Annotated in this window: 13 protein-coding genes and 2 pseudogenes; 12 read left to right on the forward strand and 3 right to left on the reverse strand. The window is 43.6% G+C overall.

The features are described from left to right. Positions 1 to 396: 396 nt before the first annotated feature. The 5 genes from V7126_RS00535 to V7126_RS00555 all read left to right on the forward strand — a co-directional run bounded on the left by V7126_RS00535 (position 397) and on the right by V7126_RS00555 (position 5,450). Complete coding sequence (locus V7126_RS00535) at positions 397 to 1,746, forward strand: MFS transporter (protein ID WP_046131526.1); 1,350 nt, start codon at positions 397 to 399, stop codon at positions 1,744 to 1,746. Between the two features lie 51 nt (positions 1,747 to 1,797). Beyond that, positions 1,798 to 3,399 (forward strand): xylan 1,4-beta-xylosidase, encoded by a 1,602-nt coding sequence (gene xynB / locus V7126_RS00540; RefSeq protein WP_046131527.1) that lies wholly within the window; start codon positions 1,798 to 1,800, stop codon positions 3,397 to 3,399. Between the two features lie 339 nt (positions 3,400 to 3,738). Further along, entirely contained in the window at positions 3,739 to 3,915 is a 177-nt protein-coding gene (locus tag V7126_RS00545; RefSeq protein WP_197672603.1) for a hypothetical protein, read from the forward strand. Between the two features lie 190 nt (positions 3,916 to 4,105). After that, positions 4,106 to 4,291 (forward strand): YezD family protein, encoded by a 186-nt coding sequence (locus V7126_RS00550; protein WP_046131529.1) that lies wholly within the window; start codon positions 4,106 to 4,108, stop codon positions 4,289 to 4,291. A 271-nt stretch (positions 4,292 to 4,562) separates the two neighbouring features. Continuing rightward, the gene (locus tag V7126_RS00555; RefSeq protein ID WP_175075610.1) at positions 4,563 to 5,450 is read left to right on the forward strand and encodes a TauD/TfdA dioxygenase family protein; all 888 of its coding nucleotides are present in this window, start codon (positions 4,563 to 4,565) and stop codon (positions 5,448 to 5,450) included. Between the two features lie 120 nt (positions 5,451 to 5,570). On the opposite strand, the pseudogene V7126_RS00560 reads toward V7126_RS00555, so the two are convergent. After that, positions 5,571 to 6,950: pseudogene (locus V7126_RS00560) on the reverse strand (FAD-binding oxidoreductase). 260 nt (positions 6,951 to 7,210) lie between these two features. Here V7126_RS00560 and V7126_RS00565 point away from each other — a divergent pair. From V7126_RS00565 to V7126_RS00575, 3 genes are all read left to right on the forward strand, one after another. Beyond that, positions 7,211 to 8,470, forward strand: coding sequence for a Glu/Leu/Phe/Val family dehydrogenase (locus V7126_RS00565; protein ID WP_438823780.1), 1,260 nt, complete (start codon positions 7,211 to 7,213; stop codon positions 8,468 to 8,470). Between the two features lie 308 nt (positions 8,471 to 8,778). Next, positions 8,779 to 10,467: a M20/M25/M40 family metallo-hydrolase gene (locus V7126_RS00570; RefSeq protein WP_046131533.1), complete on the forward strand. Its 1,689-nt coding sequence runs from the start codon at positions 8,779 to 8,781 to the stop codon at positions 10,465 to 10,467. Next, positions 10,464 to 11,882 carry an amino acid permease gene (locus V7126_RS00575; RefSeq protein ID WP_175075608.1) on the forward strand — a complete coding sequence of 473 codons (1,419 nt, stop codon included), beginning with the start codon at positions 10,464 to 10,466 and terminating at the stop codon, positions 11,880 to 11,882. The genes V7126_RS00570 and V7126_RS00575 overlap by 4 nt, the downstream gene beginning before the upstream one ends. A gap of 65 nt (positions 11,883 to 11,947) precedes the next feature. On the opposite strand, the gene V7126_RS00580 is transcribed toward V7126_RS00575, so the two are convergent. Further along, entirely contained in the window at positions 11,948 to 12,289 is a 342-nt protein-coding gene (locus tag V7126_RS00580; RefSeq protein WP_046131535.1) for a DUF4064 domain-containing protein, read from the reverse strand. A 700-nt stretch (positions 12,290 to 12,989) separates the two neighbouring features. Further along, a complete protein-coding gene (hpaB, locus tag V7126_RS00585) occupies positions 12,990 to 14,435 on the reverse strand; it encodes a 4-hydroxyphenylacetate 3-monooxygenase, oxygenase component (protein WP_046131536.1) in 1,446 nt (481 codons plus the stop codon). Between the two features lie 228 nt (positions 14,436 to 14,663). Between hpaB and V7126_RS00590 the strand changes: the two genes are divergently transcribed. The 4 genes and pseudogenes from V7126_RS00590 to V7126_RS00605 all read left to right on the forward strand — a co-directional run bounded on the left by V7126_RS00590 (position 14,664) and on the right by V7126_RS00605 (position 17,691). After that, positions 14,664 to 15,878 carry a cytochrome P450 family protein gene (locus V7126_RS00590; RefSeq protein WP_046131537.1) on the forward strand — a complete coding sequence of 405 codons (1,215 nt, stop codon included), beginning with the start codon at positions 14,664 to 14,666 and terminating at the stop codon, positions 15,876 to 15,878. 220 nt (positions 15,879 to 16,098) lie between these two features. Beyond that, positions 16,099 to 16,248, forward strand: coding sequence for a hypothetical protein (locus V7126_RS00595; RefSeq protein ID WP_175075602.1), 150 nt, complete (start codon positions 16,099 to 16,101; stop codon positions 16,246 to 16,248). 447 nt (positions 16,249 to 16,695) lie between these two features. Further along, a pseudogene (locus V7126_RS00600) lies at positions 16,696 to 17,444 on the forward strand (ZinT family metal-binding protein). A 31-nt stretch (positions 17,445 to 17,475) separates the two neighbouring features. Continuing rightward, positions 17,476 to 17,691, forward strand: a complete 216-nt coding sequence (locus V7126_RS00605; protein WP_373688019.1) for a YrpD family protein — start codon at positions 17,476 to 17,478, stop codon at positions 17,689 to 17,691. Positions 17,692 to 17,791: the final 100 nt, after the last annotated feature.

Consider the following 17,791-nt stretch of genomic DNA (forward strand, 5'->3'; position numbering starts at 1 on the left):
TATTAAACAAAAATTGAGATATATAACTAATAATTGACAACGCTTTCACGCTGGCTTACACTTAGTTTAATGAGTAAACAAAGTGTAAGCATTAGAAGAAAATAAAGACAGACCTCCAGATTGGGCAGAGCCAAAATCGAATTGTATGCTCCGCATAAAAAGGTTTGGTACCTATCGAACATGATTCGGCATGCAGCAAATAAGGTTTCCCATCCTCCCTGGTTCGCATGCAATTCTAATTTCTCTGAAAATTCAAAAGTATGGAAAGGCAAACAGGGGGTGGTGCAGAAGCTGTCTATTTCAAAAGTCAAGGCGGCTTGTCCCATGGCATTCAACTGTTAGTGGCATTTGCAGTTTTGTTCCTGTGACCAAAAGCTTTTTAGGGAGGAAAGAATAATGGCTAGCGAAACCCTTGAAAAAATTAGTATGTTTGAAAAATCCGGCTATGCTTCCGGAGATTTAGCATGTAATTTAATTTACACGACGGTTTCAACGTATCTTTTATTTTTCTATACCGATGTTTACGGTTTGTCAGCAGCCGCTGCCGGGACGATGTTTTTAGTTGTTCGGATAATTGATGCGCTTGCCGATCCTTTTATCGGAACAATAGTAGACCGGACAAACAGCAAATTTGGGCGTTTTCGGCCGTATCTGCTGTTTGGTGCGTTTCCGCTTTCAGTACTTGCCATCCTCTGTTTCACAACCCCGGATTTCTCAGATACAGGAAAATTAATCTACGCTTATATTACGTATGTCGGCTTATCTCTCACATATACGACGATCAATGTTCCATACGGCGCACTAACTTCCGCGATGACTAGAAATAACCAGGAGGTCGTCAGCATTACCTCTGTCCGGATGGTCTTTGCCAATCTTGGCGGACTCATCGTATCTTTTTTTGTTCCTTTACTTTCAGCTTATTTAGGTGATACGACCGGAAACAAAGCACTGGGATGGCAGCTGACAATGAGCATGTTAGGCATTATTGGCGCATGTCTATTAATCTTTTGTTTTAAAAGTACAAAAGAACGAGTAACTCTGCAAAAGCCTGAAGAAAAGATTGAATTTTCCGATATATTTGAACAATTTGGGGTTAACCGTCCATTAGTTGTTCTCAGCATATTCTTTATCATTATCTTCGGCGTCAACTCTATAAGCAATTCTGTCGGAATATACTACATGACGTACAACGCAGGCAGAGAAGACCTTGTCAAATGGTATGGCTTGCTCGGAAGCCTGCCTGCTTTGGCCATCCTGCCGTTTATACCACGAATCAATAAATGGCTCGGAAAGAGGAAGCTATTAAATACCGCTTTATTACTCAATATCGTACCGCCGAGCAACGTGTTTCTGGTGCTCTTCTTTCGCGTCATTGCCGCAGTAGGAAGTGTGACAGCCGGGGGGTATATGTGGGCGCTTATTCCCGAAACAATTGAATATGGGGAATATAAGACCGGAAAACGTTTGAGCGGATTGATTTATGCCATTATCGGCTTCTTTTTTAAGTTTGGCATGGCTCTCGGCGGGGTCGTTCCGGGACTGATATTGGACAAGTTCGGCTATGTTGCAGGGCAGGCCCAAACTCCTGAAGCATTGACCGGAATATTAATAACGACAACCGTTGTTCCTGTTATTTTTCTTATCTTAGCTATGATCGACATTAATTTCTACAATTTAAGCGAAGAAAAATATGCAAAAGTCGTACGCGAATTAGAGAATAAGGATAAAGTTACTTGGACAATATGAATGAATCTCGTGAAACCGCCCTTTCAAAACGATATTTTAGGAGGAAAGAGGATGAAAATTATCAATCCGGTGCTTAAAGGTTTCAATCCCGATCCGAGCATATGCAGAGTCGGCGAGGATTATTATATTGCTGTATCTACCTTTGAATGGTTTCCAGGCGTGCAAATCCATCATTCAAAAGATTTAGACAACTGGCATTTGATTGCACATCCATTACAGAGGATTTCACAATTGGATATGAAAGGGAATCCCGACTCAGGCGGAGTATGGGCGCCTTGTTTAAGCTATGCCGACGGAAAGTTTTGGCTCATCTATACGGACGTAAAGGTTGTCGATGGGGCCTGGAAAGATTGTCATAATTATTTAGTCACTTGCGAAACCGTTGATGGCGATTGGGGGGAGCCGATTAAATTAAATAGTTCCGGTTTTGATGCTTCTTTGTTCCATGATACAGATGGAAGAAAATATTTATTAAATATGATGTGGGATCATCGAATAGGCCGCCATTCATTTGGAGGCATTGTGATGCAGGAATATTCCGCAGAGGAAAAAAGGTTAATCAATCATCCGAAAATCATTTTTAAAGGTTCGGATATCAAGCTGACTGAAGCGCCTCACCTTTATCATATCGGAGATTATTATTATTTATTGACAGCAGAAGGAGGGACAAGGTACGAACATGCCGTTACGATGGCCCGGTCAAAACATATCGAGGGGCCGTATGAAATCCATCCGGATAACCCCATTTTAACGTCTTGGCATGACCCGCGAAATCCGTTGCAAAAGTGCGGTCATGCATCAATTGTCCAAACACATACAGATGAGTGGTATTTAGCTCATTTAACCGGGCGCCCGATCCGCCCTGATGATGATTCGATTATTCACCAAAGAGGATACTGTCCGCTGGGAAGAGAAACAGCGATACAAAAATTGGAGTGGAAAGACGGATGGCCTTATGTAGTTGGGGGAAAAGAGGGGAGTCTTGAGGCCGACGCGCCCCGGATACCTGAAACTGCGTTTCCTGCGACATATCCAGAAGTTGATCAATTTGAAGATTCGACATTAAATATTAACTTTCAGACCTTGCGGATCCCGTTTACGAAAGAATTAGGCTCATTAACCGAAAGGCCGAACCATTTGCGCTTATTTGGCCATGAATCGCTGACATCGAAATTTACCCAGGCGTTTGTCGCAAGGCGCTGGCAAAGTCTCCGTTTTATAGTGGAAACTGCTGTTGAATTCCGTCCGGAGAGCTTTCAGCAAGCGGCGGGTTTGGTGAATTACTACAACACCGAAAACTGGACGGCCCTTCAAATCACTTATGATGAGGACCTTGGGCGAATGCTGGACCTCACGATATGTGATAACTTTTCATTTTCACAGCCGATAACAGATAAAATCGTTATTCCCCGCGACATCCAATATGTTTATTTAAGAGTAAATGTTGAACAGGAAACATATTATTACTCGTATTCCTTTAACAAGGAAGACTGGCATATCATTGAGATCATGCTGGAATCGAAAAAGTTATCAGATGATTATGTCCGCGGAGGAGGGTTCTTCACAGGAGCTTTTGTAGGAATGCAGTGCCAAGATACAAGCGGAGCGAATAAGCATGCCGATTTTGCCTATTTTATGTATAAAGAGGTGTGAATGAAAGGATTAACGACCGTTTGTAAAGTCCAGTGAGATTCTGGCTAAAATGTCTTGCTATAAATTCATTATTTTGGGAAACGTGTTTTAGGCAGTGAAATCCGATCGATACAATCAGGATCTGTAAATCAGGGGGGCTGTCCTAAAAGTTCATAAGAACATGGCCTTTTGGACAGCCTTTTTCCTGAAAAAGGAACAGAAAAAGCGCCCAATCAAGGCGATTTTTTGTCTAACCAAAGGGTGTTTATAAGCAGTGTAACATGAATCAACTCATTTTTCTGACGAATGAATACAAAAATCTGGTGAATCAGCTTGAAGCGCGTCGAAAAAGGCACCTGTATGATCATCAGAACACACATCGCCGCACCGCATTATCATGAGAAATTTGATATTCATGAAGAAATTCTTCCGCAAAGCGTTCGGCTGCCCGAGCGGGCGGTGTGCAAGCTGTTGAAGCAGAGGGGAGGCCCTCTTTTTTTATTGTTTTTGCATGCCATTAATAAAGAGGTCTTCTAAAGCAAAACCTGCGATTTTCTTTTGAATTTAAACATCCGAATTCAAGGGGAAAAAGGGATTTTTTTGATCATTATTAAAATTCACACTTTACAGGTAGGTATTATGTGAATTATATTAAATATTAAAATGTAAGTTATTTTTCATCAAGTCTTAAGAAAGAACCGATTAATTAAAAAGGGGATGATCTGGGTTGCCTTTAAAAGCAGGAATTGATCAGTATGTGTTGGATAAGGTTAAGGTTTTACTGGAGAGTCTGGAATATGGAACGGTTCAAATCACCGTTCATGATTCACAAGTGACGCAAATCGAAAAACTGGAAAAACACCGTTTGCCATTACAAGCAAAAACAAAAATACATCAGAAGAACGCCAGGTGATAAAAAAATGAATATGCTCCGATCGGACCACCGAAGGGCTCCTGTTAGTTTACCGTTCACTGGAAGAAGAACAGTAACTAAGAGGACTTTTTTATTTTTAAAAAGGGAACGAGGAGAAAGAAATGGGACATCCAACGATTTATCCGACAGGAGGGACTGTGTTTCATCCTGAAAAAGCAAGCAGCGGCTATACCGTATGATGTCGTCCAAGATAGGATGGGATGGGAAGCCGAGAGCGGGTAACGATAATGAATAAAGGGGGAGAAACCGGATGACGGTTCAAACGGAGGAAATTACGATTAAGCCGGTATCAGGAAGAATCGGGGCTGAAATCAAAGGGGTAACATTAAGCGGGGATTTAGATTCGGCTGCGCTTCACACGCTCAAACAAGCATTAGCCGATTACAAAGTCATATTTTTGAAGGGACAGCATCATTTAGATGATAAAGGCCAGGAGGAATTTGCAAAGTTGCTTGGGGAACCGTACGTTCATCCAACGGTTCCTGTAAAAGAAAAATCCAACTATATTTTCGAGCTTGATTCTGACAGCGGTGCAAGAGCAAACCATTGGCATACCGATGTCACATTCGCGCCGGAAGTCCCGAAATATTCGATCCTCAGAGCGGTGATCATTCCAAAGGTTGGCGGAGATACCGTTTGGGCCAATACAAATACCGCTTATGAAGAGCTTCCCGGGAGTCTCAAAAAACTGGCCGATCAATTGTGGGCGATTCACACGAATGAATTCGATTATGCATATACCAGATCAGAAGACTTGCCTGATGATGAAGCGAGAAAAAGGCGCCGGGCGATATTCGAATCCACCATTTTTAAAACGAGGCATCCGGTTGTTCATGTACATGCCGAAACAGGTGAAAAACACCTTCTGCTGGGCGGCTTTGCAGGAAGAATCGAAGGCTTTACAACGGGCGCCTCAGAAAGGCTGTTAAGCATCTTTGATGACTATGTCACGCGGCTGGAAAACACGGTTCGCTGGCAATGGACTGAAGGCGATGTAGCGATTTGGGATAATCTCGCCACTCAACACTACGCGGTCGCCGACTATGATGAACACCGTGTCGTACGGCGGGTGACTGTAGGAAAAAGTGTACCGGTGAACATAAAAAATGAAGCAAGCTCACTGATCGGTAAAAAATGAAGATTCAGTGTTTAGAAAAAAGAGGCTGGATTTGTCCAGGCCTCTTTTTAATCTTTCAAATTTTATCCTTTTTCTGCAACACATCCGGTAAAACTCATCATTATACGTTACCTAAAACATTTATAACCGGGCTGGAGGAATGCTTTGAGGAAAGTTGAAGACATTTTCTGGATCATACTTGGCTTTTACCCGGGTCAATCGCTCGAAGTTGCCGCCATAGTATGCTCTAGGCCAGTTCTTGATTGCAAGATCAGGCGTATTCACGTACACTCCCTCGGTAAAGGGCAGCATCGCCTGCCGGAAATCCTCCACCCAGCGGATGCCGAGGGCAGCTTCTTCCTGTGTATTCCATGTAGAAAAAATAGACATATTCGATAAAGCCTTTCTGTAGAAGTAGGCTGTAGCATCTTTTGGCACTCTGGCCACGGCGCCGCCCAATCCGTGGAAAAAAACCGTCACTGAGGTGGTAGGCGGTTTATCAATAAAGCGCCTGATCGTTGTGATGGCCTCATCTGGCAGCGGTTCATTCACAAAGGGTCCTACACTTTTGAAGGGCAAGGGAGAATCAGGCTGGGTGTCCGCTATCCGTTCAACTGCCTCAAGCCAAGGCATCTCTTCAATAAATACCTGTTGCGGCGAGCCTGTGTGAAGCAGAGGCTGCAGCAATTGCCGCAACTTTGCAGCTGAACCAAGGTAGACGCCCTGCATCAGCAGCAGAGACTCTCGCCCTGATGTTATGGTAAGGAGAGGAGTAAGCTTTTCATCGGAGTTCGGAAATGTATACTTCTGCCAGACACGCAGCACCTCTTCCATATTACCCAAGTCCCAGTTTATGCTGGCGTAGGCAACTGTTTCAAGATGATGTGTCCGGAAGCGGAAGGAGGTACAAATGCCAAAATTACCCCCTCCGCCGCCCCGCGAAGCCCAAAACAGGTCGCTGTTCTGAGTGGCATTGGCTCTTATGACCTGACCATTAGCATCGACCATTTCGAGTTCAAGCAAGCTATCGATCGTCAGTCCCCACGGTCGTGACAGACTGCTCTGACCTCCACCAAGAGTCAATCCGGCAATTCCCGTAGTCGGACAAAGTCCGCCCGGCACCACCAGTCCCTCAGGTCCAAGAATCAGTTATAAAGAATAGTCGCGAATTCCGGTTTGTACAGTGACTGTCCCTCTCTTATAATCAATCTCTACCCGGGTCATCTCACTAACATCGATAACGATGCCGGCGTCAACGACCGACAACCCCTCATAGCTATGGCGGCCGGATCGTATGCGTATGGGCACATCCCGATAACGCGCCCAGCGGATGGCGTTAACAATGTCCCGAGTCTCTCTGGCGAAGACGATGACAAGAGGGAATTTATTGAAAAAGGTGTTGAATTCCCTTCGGGCCGAATGATACCCCGTTTCACCGGGTACAACGATCCGTCCTGTTAATTCCGGCTCCTTTTCCCGCCGAACAGATTTTTTTTCTGTGCTCAATCCTACCACGTCCATTCTTTTCATTAGACTTAACACCGTTTGCAAAAATGCTTGTGAAAATGTATGCCAGTTTGGAAGAAAGTATGCGGCTTATGAAAGCGGGCTGAATTTAAATTCGAAAAAACTGGCACGGATCTTGCATCATATTCTTGTAGAGTGAGATATGAGGGAGGATGCAATGATGTGTTGAATACTTCGTAAAATGAAAGCGCTTTTTTAAGTCGTGCCGTTCCAGCCGTTTATGACCAACAATTTTTCATAAGGGGAGTATGAAGATGTCACCAACTAAGGAGAAGGGATCCTTAAATCTGTTGCATTCCACACAAACGATTATAAAAAGAGCCTTGCGCAAATTGGGCTATTCCGAAGAAGTATACGAACTGATGAAAGAACCGATCCGCACATTGACTGTCCGGATTCCGGTCAAAATGGACAATGGGTCTGTCAAGGTGTTTACCGGATACCGCTCTCAGCATAATGATGCGATCGGGCCGACAAAGGGAGGAGTAAGGTTTCATCCTGAGGTGAACGAAGACGAGGTGAAGGCGCTGTCCATTTGGATGACTTTAAAGTGCGGGATTACCAATCTTCCGTACGGCGGGGGAAAAGGCGGCATTGTGTGTGATCCGAGAAGCATGTCTTTCGGTGAATTAGAGAGGCTCAGCCGCGGATACGTCCGCGCCATCAGTCAGATTGTAGGACCGACAAAAGATATCCCGGCTCCTGATGTTTATACCAATTCGCAAATTATGGCCTGGATGATGGATGAATACAGCCGTCTCAGAGAATTTGATTCCCCCGGCTTTATTACGGGAAAACCGCTCGTTTTGGGAGGTTCGCACGGTCGCGAAACCGCCACAGCCAGCGGAGTGACCATATGCATTGAGGAAGCGGTGAAAAGAAAAGGCATCTCTTTAAAAGGGGCCCGCATCATCATTCAAGGCTTCGGCAACGCAGGCAGTTTCATTGCAAAGTTTATGCATGATGCCGGAGCGAAAGTTATCGGCATTTCGGATGCATATGGAGCGCTTTATGATCCGGCCGGTCTTGATATCGAATATTTGCTTGACAGACGCGACAGCTTCGGCACCATTACGAAGCTGTTTACAGACGTCATCACAAATCAAGAATTGCTGGAAAAAGAATGCGATATCCTTGTACCGGCCGCCATTTCCAACCAAATTACAATGGACAATGCGCATCATATTAAAGCGAAAATCGTCGTTGAAGCAGCTAACGGACCGACAACGCTTGACGCCACAAAAGTGCTGAATGAAAGAGGTATTCTGCTTGTCCCGGACATTTTGGCAAGCGCAGGCGGTGTCACGGTTTCGTACTTTGAATGGGTGCAAAATAATCAGGGGTACTACTGGTCAGCCGAACAAGTCGACAGGAAACTGCGCGAAGTTATGGTCAATTCATTTCAAAATATCTATCAAACTTCTCTTACCCATCAAGTGGATATGCGTTTAGCGGCATATATGGAGGGGGTTAGAAAAATAAGCGAGGCTTCGCGCTTTAGAGGTTGGGTATAATGATTCGTCGGCCGCAGCAATCATGCGGCCGATTTTTACGCAATGGGTGCAAAAAAATTTTTCGTTATTTCTGCAAAAAATAAGGCAATTTGCAATTTATTTTGCATCTATTTGCTCCGTGTACCACGCCATTTTCATGTTTTTTCTGGGAAAAATGTCACGAAAACTAGCGATTTTTCAGACAGGCACAAATATTGCATCATTATGATGTGAAAATATCAAAGGAGGTGCCATTTATTCAAAAAATAAGCGGCAGAAGGCGCGGTTACTTAAAAATCACAATGTATTGAAAAATGGAGGAGCATGTTATGTATGAACAAATCAACGGGATGACATTGGAAGAAAAAACTGAAACACTCACAAGATTTTTGGTCAGCATAAAAAGTTTGAACGGAACATCCGGTGAGAGGGACATAGCTGATCATATTTCACAGATACTGAAAAGCTTTCCTTATTTCCGAAAGCACCCGGAACGGGTATGGGAGCAGCCGATTCCAGGTGACCCGCTTGGCAGGAAAAATGTATTTGCGCTTGTAACGGGCAATCATCGAAGTGAAAAAACCGTTATATATCATGCACATATAGACACGGTCGGCATTGAAGATTTTGGGATTCTAAAGGAGCATGCGCTCGATCCGGATTATCTCGTCAACTATTTTTCCAAATATGAATTTAATGAAGACGTCAGGCAAGACGCTTTGTCGGGAGACTGGCTGTTCGGCAGAGGCTCTGTTGATATGAAAAGCGGGATCGCTGTTCATTTGGTCAATATTTTATATTTTACCGAGCATCTTGATGAGCTGCCGGGACATATTTTATTTATGGCGAATCCTGATGAAGAAAGTCAGCACGCCGGGATTATATCAGCCGTTTCCGAATTGAAGCGATTGAGAAACGAAAGACAATTTAACTATCTGGCCGCCATCAACACAGATTTTATCACACCGCTATACGATGGCGATGACACGCGCTACATATATACAGGCGCTGCCGGAAAGCTCCTGCCGTGCTTTTATATTTACGGCCGCGAGGTTCACGTGGGGGATACACTGGCAGGCATTGATCCGAATTTCATCGCATCTGAACTGACAAACAGAATTCACAATAACATGAATCTCGCCGAAAATATTGAAGGAGAACTGACCCTGCCGCCGTCCTGTCTGTATCAGTGGGATAATAAAGAAACGTACAATGTTCAGACTGCCCTAAGCAGCTATTTATATTTTAATTACTTCATCTATGAAAAAACCGCGAAAGAAATCATGGATCAACTGCATGAAGTGGCGCTGGAAGCGTGTGCCTGCACAGAGAAAAAATTATCGGACTATTATGACGATTTCCTTATGCGAACCCACCTGCCGAGAAAGGACATATCGTGGAACATTCGAGTCGTTACACTGGAAAATTATATTCAGGAATTGAAGCAAAAGGGGGCGGATCCCGATTCCTGCATAAAGAAAACGCATCAGAAATTTGAGCATCTGGAGCTGCGAATGAGGTGCTTTAAAGTTGTCGAAGCCCTGCAAAAGCTCGATCCGGAGCAATGTGCGAAGGTCATACTATTTTATGCTCCGCCGTATTTACCCCATAACTATTTAAGAGAGGAAGACGCCCGCGACCGGCAATTGCTGAAGGTTGTAAAGGAAGCCTGCGAAGAGATGGCCGCAAAAACAGGAGAAACATTTGCATATCAAAAATTCTTCCCTTATTTAGCGGATGGAAGCTTTCTGTCATTGCATGAAACGAATGAGGAAATTGCTTCATTTATACGAAACTTTCCCGGATGGGAGACGATCGGGACGATTCCTTTCGAAGATATTCGTCAATTAAATATTCCGTCAATTAATATGGGGGTTTACGGAAAGGACGGGCATAAATGGACGGAGAGAGTGTACAAGCCTTATACATTTAAGGTGCTTCCGGAGCTGATCAGAAAAACGTCGGTCCATTTGCTTCATGGGTTGTACAAATTGAATACTGATGGAGGGATATCATGACAGAACAAAAGGGATACAACGAATTGCAACGCACGATGAAAAGCCGCCACCTTTTTATGATCGCTTTAGGCGGCGTAATCGGCACAGGACTGTTTTTGGGCTCCGGGTTCACCATTAGTCAGGCAGGTCCGGGCGGAGCGATTTTGGCTTATATGTTGGGCGGCTTTTTAATGTATGTGGTTATGCTGTGCCTTGGAGAGCTGGCAGTGGCACAGCCGGTGTCAGGATCGTTTCAGTCGTATGCCGCGACATACATAGGGCCTTCCACGGGCTTCATGATCGGGTGGCTGTATTGGTTCAGCTGGGCCAATACAGTAGGACTGGAATTCACGTCAGCAGGAATTCTTATGCAGCGCTGGTTTCCGGAGGTGCCTATTTGGGTTTGGTGTTTAACCTTTGGGGTTGTGATTTTTTTCATTAATGCATTGTCGGCAAAAAGCTATGCCGAAACCGAATTTTGGTTTTCAAGCATTAAGGTTGCGGCCATTGTATTATTTATTGTAATCGGGTGCGGAGCGATTTTTGGCTTGATCGGATTAAAGGGAGGAGAGCCGGCTCCTTTTTTCTCTCGTTTTACAACTGACGGAGGGCTGTTTCCCAACGGCTTGCCTGCGGTCCTTTTTACGCTTGTGATGGTGAATTTTTCATTTCAGGGAACTGAGCTAGTCGGCATTGCAGCCGGAGAAAGCGAGAATCCAGAAAAAACATTGCCGCGTTCCATTCGAAACGTCGTGTGGCGCACGTTATTTTTCTTTGTTTTGGCCATGTTTGTATTGGTTGCGATGCTTCCGTATCAGACGGCGGGTGTCGTAGAAAGTCCGTTTGTCGCCGTACTCGATAAAGTCGGGATTCCCTATGCTGCTGATATCATGAATTTTGTCATTTTAACAGCAGTTTTGTCTGTCGCAAATTCAGGGCTGTATGCCGCATCCAGAATGCTGTGGTCGCTGTCTAAAAGCGGGATGGGGCCCAAGCGGCTAACGCCGTTGTCTAAAAAAGGAGTGCCGCTTCGCGCATTGCTGGTGACCATTACAATTTCGGGATTTTCATTGCTGACAAGCGTTGTAGCTGCGGAGACGGTATACTTGTGGCTCATCTCGATTTCAGGAATGGTTACCGTTGTCGTCTGGATGTCGATCTGCGCTTCGCAATTTTTCTTTAGGAGGCGCTTTATCGCCGGGGGAGGTGATGTGAAATTACTTACATTTAAGACGCCATTTTATCCGGTCGTTCCGATTCTCGGATTTGTTTTATACGGAGCCATATTGATCAGCCTCATTTTCATACCTGATCAGCGAATCGGACTCTATTGCGGGGTGCCGTTAATCATCTTCTGTTATGCGTATTATCATCTCGGCATAAAAAAACGGGTAAGAAGCGGGACTGGACATAGAGAAATAGATCAAGCCCAATAGAAATCTATCGAAAAAGGGAATGTATATGAAGTATAAAAGAAAAACCCCTCATTGAGGGGCTATCATTATGCCGCTGTCGTATTTGTCTTGTCTTTTCTAACAAGTCCCATGATGCCAGGGATAATCAAAAGAACGGCAGGCAATATATAGAACATAGAAATAGAAATCACTCCGCCAATACCGGAAATGATAAGCAAAACTCCGCCTACTTTAGGCTTGCTTTTCACAACGATAGAGGCTACAATGCCGAGGATTGAAAAGAAAATGGCTCCCCAGCCCAATCCGATAATTTCGCTGCTTCCGTTAAAAGTGGCATCAATACCGCCGATAAACAAAGCGAAGATCGCTCCAAAAAATCCGAAAATACCGCCGATTAAACCTAAAACAAATTCAGTTGTTCTTTTCATTCTATCAATCTCCTTACTTAACTGGTACAGCAAATGCTGCAGTTTTATTTTTTATACGGCTTCAGTTGTTCCGTCATCAAGGTTTTCGCTATCCATGTTGTTCATGCTTAATGCAACCCTGATCTTGTCGGCAAACATTTAAAATCGAATTGGCTATAATTGCGTATCTCCGCTGCCGCAGTGCTTGATCAGGATAGAAGTTCCATACCTTGACAATCGTATCTTTCAATGAAGATATATCAGTTGACGGAGCGACAAGATGAATTACATTTGATACCTCCCCATTCATTATTCGTATGTACGTCTTTTATCATAGGATAAAAATCATGACATTTCAACAGGGTATTACCAATTTTAAGATAGATTTTATCGGCGATTGGACACGATTGGTACATGAAAAGTTGCGAAATCCATTGGCACAACTGACCTTTAAGGCCTGTCGCCAACCGAAAAGACGCATTTAACCGCCTTGCTGAAAAAACAAGAGTGGGAGGTCTAAAGTTTTATGTTTAAAAAATAATAGCAGGAAGTATGGCTCAGTGAATAGAATTTGTAATTTGTGGAAATCATTCCCGCGTCAGGGGGAAACTCAACAGATTTTCGTTCCGGGAGCATTCACGGGCAAAAAGAGACCGGTGCTGTGATTTATTCCGGCCTCATTTCAAAGCGCAGCGGGATCAAAGGCTCTTTCCCGCTTTTTTTAATTTTTTGCATGTAAAAATTCCTGTACCGCCTTCACATATATTTCTTTTGGGTAGCATTGGTATAACCGGCTTGCCAAACGAACAGGGTCCCCGTAAAAAAACCGTTCATATTGAGTTTGTCTTGTGCCGAAAGGGCTCATTGTGAGATCCCATGCCAAACGGAAAAGTTTGACCCGGTCCTTTCCGTTTATGCCGGTTCCTTGCAGATAATGGTCAAGATCCTCTTTAATTTCAGAATCAAAAGCGCTTTCGGCCGGGATTGTCATCATGCCGCTGGCTCCGATTAATTGAATGATCTCTGTAAAACGGGGATATATTTTAGGGAAGACAGTGCTGGCGATTTGAAGCGGAATCAAACTCGGCCGCATATATCCGCATTCATCTAACATTGCATCATGTTCCGATTTCTCTAATAGCGCCTTCAATGTTTCAAGGCCGATCACGATTTCCGACAATTTCTCCTGTATGTGCTGATACTCAGATACATTGATCGTATCCACGAGAAGCTGGGAAACGCCTAAAAGAAATTCTGTTTTTATGATTTGTCTGGTGATGACCTGATGATATGAAAAAGCATTAAAAGAACTTGCGGCTAAAAAGCCGTTGGCTGTTTCCACATCACCATAAAAAAATACCCTGTCCCATGGTACTAAAACATCGTCAAAGACAACGACAGAATCCATTTCTTCATACCTTGAACCAAGGGGGTGATCAAATGCAGACTCCCCTAAAACGAACGATTCCCTGCAAATGAATTTTATGCCTTGCGTATTAGAGGGAATGGAAAAAGCAAAAGCTTCATCCTCTTCAAAATAAAATCTTGGTGCTGATAAAACTAAAATTTCATCTGTTAAGCCGCCTTGAGTCGCAAGAAGGCGGGCGCCTTTAATCACGATTCCCTCCTCATTACGGTCAACGATTTTTGCGGATATGGGATTTTCTGATGATGCCATATTCATTTGGGAGCGATTGACCTGGGGCGTAATGAATGTATGGGTAAACGAAAGGTCGTGTTTCATCGCCCGATCGTAAAGCGCCCGAATATGTTCAGGGAAACAGTTTTCTTTATCATGTAAAAGCGAGGCGGAAGACGCAAAGCTCATGATGACAGTGTTCATGTAATCGGGGCTTCTTCCCATCATTCCATGTGTGTGTCTTGCCCAGTGTTCAATCATTCTCCTTCTTCTTTGTAAATCTTCTTTTGTTTTCGGCTGTAAGTATGATAACCCAATCCGCTCTTTTTTTCCCGGGAGAAAAAAAGTCATCTCATCGATTAAGCCGCCGCTCGCTTGCAAATCATAAAGTGAGCTCTTAGTTTCCAGAATGCCTTTAAATGCAGGATGTTCAGAAATGTTTCCCTCTATTTTTTTGCCATCAAACCAAATTTCATTTTTTAGTTGGTTTAATCGGTCTAAAAACTCCTTCCCGCTGATAATTCCCATTGATATCGCTCCTTCTGCAGTAACGTTAGACACTGTCAATATATTAATAGTGATAGAGACATGTTCCAATATTCTGTTTTTGAAAAAGCCTGTTTAAGAGGATTGATCTGAAAGGTTCGTACCGGCGAAATACGGATGTTAGATTTAGTGGCATAATAAATGGGGGTGGTTTATAATTCTAATAAAGGGTTATATTTACAAAATTTCGAGGAGATGGAGGTTGGATTGATGTCTTCAAAACATGAGAAGAGCTCCGCCGTGTTATCAGAAATCGATTTATCTTCAGCTGCATTTAAACATGAAGCGTATGATTTTTATAAAGAATTGCGCGCGTCCCGTCCTCTTTATCCAGTTTCTTTAGGAGAACTCGGCCAAGGCTGGCTTATTACGAGATACGATGATGCTGTGCATTTATTAAAGGATGCCAGGTTAAAGAAAGATGTTGAAAATGTGTTTGCTGAAAATGAAAAACCCGTTATATCAAAAACTAAAGAGCCTTTGACAGAGCACATGCTCAACTCAGATCCACCTGATCACACCCGCCTGCGCTCCCTTGTTCAAAAAGCGTTTACTCCCCGGATGATTTTACAGCTCGAAGACAGAATCCAGCATATCGCTAATTCTCTATTGGATAATGTACAGCGCAATTCCATGAATCTTGTAGCAGACTTCTCATTTCCCTTGCCAATTATCGTCATCAGTGAAATGCTCGGCATTCCCCTTGAAGATCGCCAAAAATTCAAGAATTGGTCGCAAGCCATCATCGATTTCACTGACACTCCCGAAAGCTTGGATAAAATAAAGCAATTCGCCGAATACCTGCAATATTTAGTTCATAAAAAAAGAAACGAACCTGCAGACGATTTAATCAGCGCCTTAATCCAGGCTGAAAGCGAAGGAACGACATTAAGCACAAAAGAGCTCTACTCGACGATTATGCTGCTTATCGTTGCCGGGCATGAAACAACAGTGAACTTAATCACCAACATGATCTTTGCACTGCTCAATCACCCCGATCAATTGGAGACGCTTCAGCAAAACCCGAATTTGATAGATTCAGCGATTGAAGAGGCGTTGCGGTTTCACAGTCCCGTTGAATTGACTACCCTGCGCTGGGCGGCTGAACCGTTAACTTTGCATGGACAAGAAGTGAAAAGAAAAGATGTTATCGTCATTTCGTTAGCATCTGCCAATCGCGACGAAAAGGTATTCCCGGATGCTGATGTGTTTGATATTGCCAGAAAGAACAACCGTCATATTGCCTTTGGCCACGGCAGCCACTTTTGTCTTGGCGCACCGCTGGCCCGTCTGGAAGCAAAGATTGCCGTTCCTGCATTATTGCGCCGCTATCCGGATGTACAGATACAAGGCAGAAGGGAAGATATCAAATGGAAAGGGAACTTTTTGATGAGGTCTTTGGAAGAATTGCCGCTATGTTTCTAGAGGGGTTCTGAACCGTGCGGCCGGTCTGTTTTTTATCACGGCGATCGTCCTGACGCAACAGAGGGTCGCGGGAGCCATTTTGCATATCTGGCTCTTAGTTTGGGAGGTTTTAAGATAAAGGGACATTATCGGTGACCATCGCTCGCGGAGGTACGCGGGAATTACGGCGGTGCGAGGCTGTTTCAGGAAAAAAGGGTCCATTGAAGGAGTAAAGCATATCATGCTTGGAACGATTCCGGACCGCATTCATGACATCCCGCCAACCGTCCGATCATTGTTCAATGCGGATCCGGCGTCCGCTCAGCCATCGGCGCAAGCGGGCGGTATAAAAAGTGTGTATAACATGACAGACGGAGACGGATATGAATGATGTCCGTCTCTTTTGTTGTTTTTCTTTCCTCTGTATATAACCTGGGATTCGCGGAACCGAAAGTTTAGAATCACTCTTGCCATTTTCCGTTTTGATTTTTTCTTAACATCAAGGTTTGATAGTGACGCCTTTGTTTTTCGATTTTCATTAACCAGGCCCCGACTCAACATGGCGAGAGCTGAAAAACATGAGGGGGAGTTCGGGCAATTGATGCGGAAATGATAGGCAATCATTGTCACCGATATGAGCATGCGGGGCTGATAGATGACTAATAAAACCTTTTTTATAACAACAAACGGAAATGAAGATAAATGTTCTAATTGAAGCTTGTCATTCCGCTGCCGGATACCATTCAGCGATATTAGAGCATTTTCCCTTTGATGTTTGAATAAGATATATGTATAATATAAATCGCAATATTTACGATTTATAAAAAGAGGTGTTGCAATGGAAATTTCATTTGTAAAGAGGTTTGGTATAGTAACTATTGGTTCATTACTAGTTTTGGCAGGATGTCAGGCTTCAGGTTCATCCGAAGGGGAGTCTAATAAAACAACATACTCATCAGTTGCAGAAGACTCTTCGAAAAAGAGAAAAACATCTGAAAGTCACACACATGAAAGTGAACATGCTCACGATCATGCACATGATGAAAAAACAGAAAAAATTTATGAAGGTTATTTTAAAGACAGTCAAGTAAAGGATCGTTCGCTTTCTGATTGGGAAGGAGACTGGCAATCTGTATACCCATTCCTGCAGGACGGTACTCTTGACGAAGTATTTTCTTATAAAGCAGAACATGAAGGTGACATGACGTTAAAGAATATAAAGAGTATTATAAAAAAGGGTATAAAACAGATGTTGACCGTATCGTAATTCAACAAGATACTGTAACGTTCTTCAAAAATGGAGAAGAATATTCCGGCGTGTATACTTATGACGGATACGAAATCCTAACATATGATGCGGGCAATAGAGGGGTAAGATACATTTTTAAGCTGGCTAAAGAAGCTGATGGACTTCCCCAGTATATTCAGTTTAGTGATCATAGTATCTATCCGAACAAAGCCGGTCACTACCATCTGTATTGGGGTGACGACCGTGAAGCTTTACTTGATGAGGTCATAAACTGGCCTACATATTACCCGTCAGAAATGGATGGACACGATATTGCCCATGAGATGATGGCGCATTAAATTAGGAGTAACATGATTATTACCATGAAGTATGGTGTTTTTTTACAATAAAACTGTTCTGCAAACGGTCCATTCTCTGAATTCCAAGATCGGAACTCTCAAAAGGTGGAAAACGCTTGCTGCCGCTGCTGTAAAAACTGACAGTAAGCGAGACCGCGAAGCCATTGTTGCAAATTTTTCTGCAACATTTTCCGAAATTAAAATCGACAATAAAGCAGCCCAACCTGTTGCCGATATAGCAGGATAAAGCAAAAGTTTCCCCTTCCGGCAACAATGTCACAATTGCCGTCAAAAAGAAATAGCGAAAGAAAAAAGGCCGGAATTCAAGTGAACTGCACCCTGTCAAG

The organism is Bacillus sp. JJ675 (genome assembly GCF_036963165.1).
GTDB classification, from domain to species: domain Bacteria; phylum Bacillota; class Bacilli; order Bacillales; family Bacillaceae; genus Bacillus; species Bacillus glycinifermentans.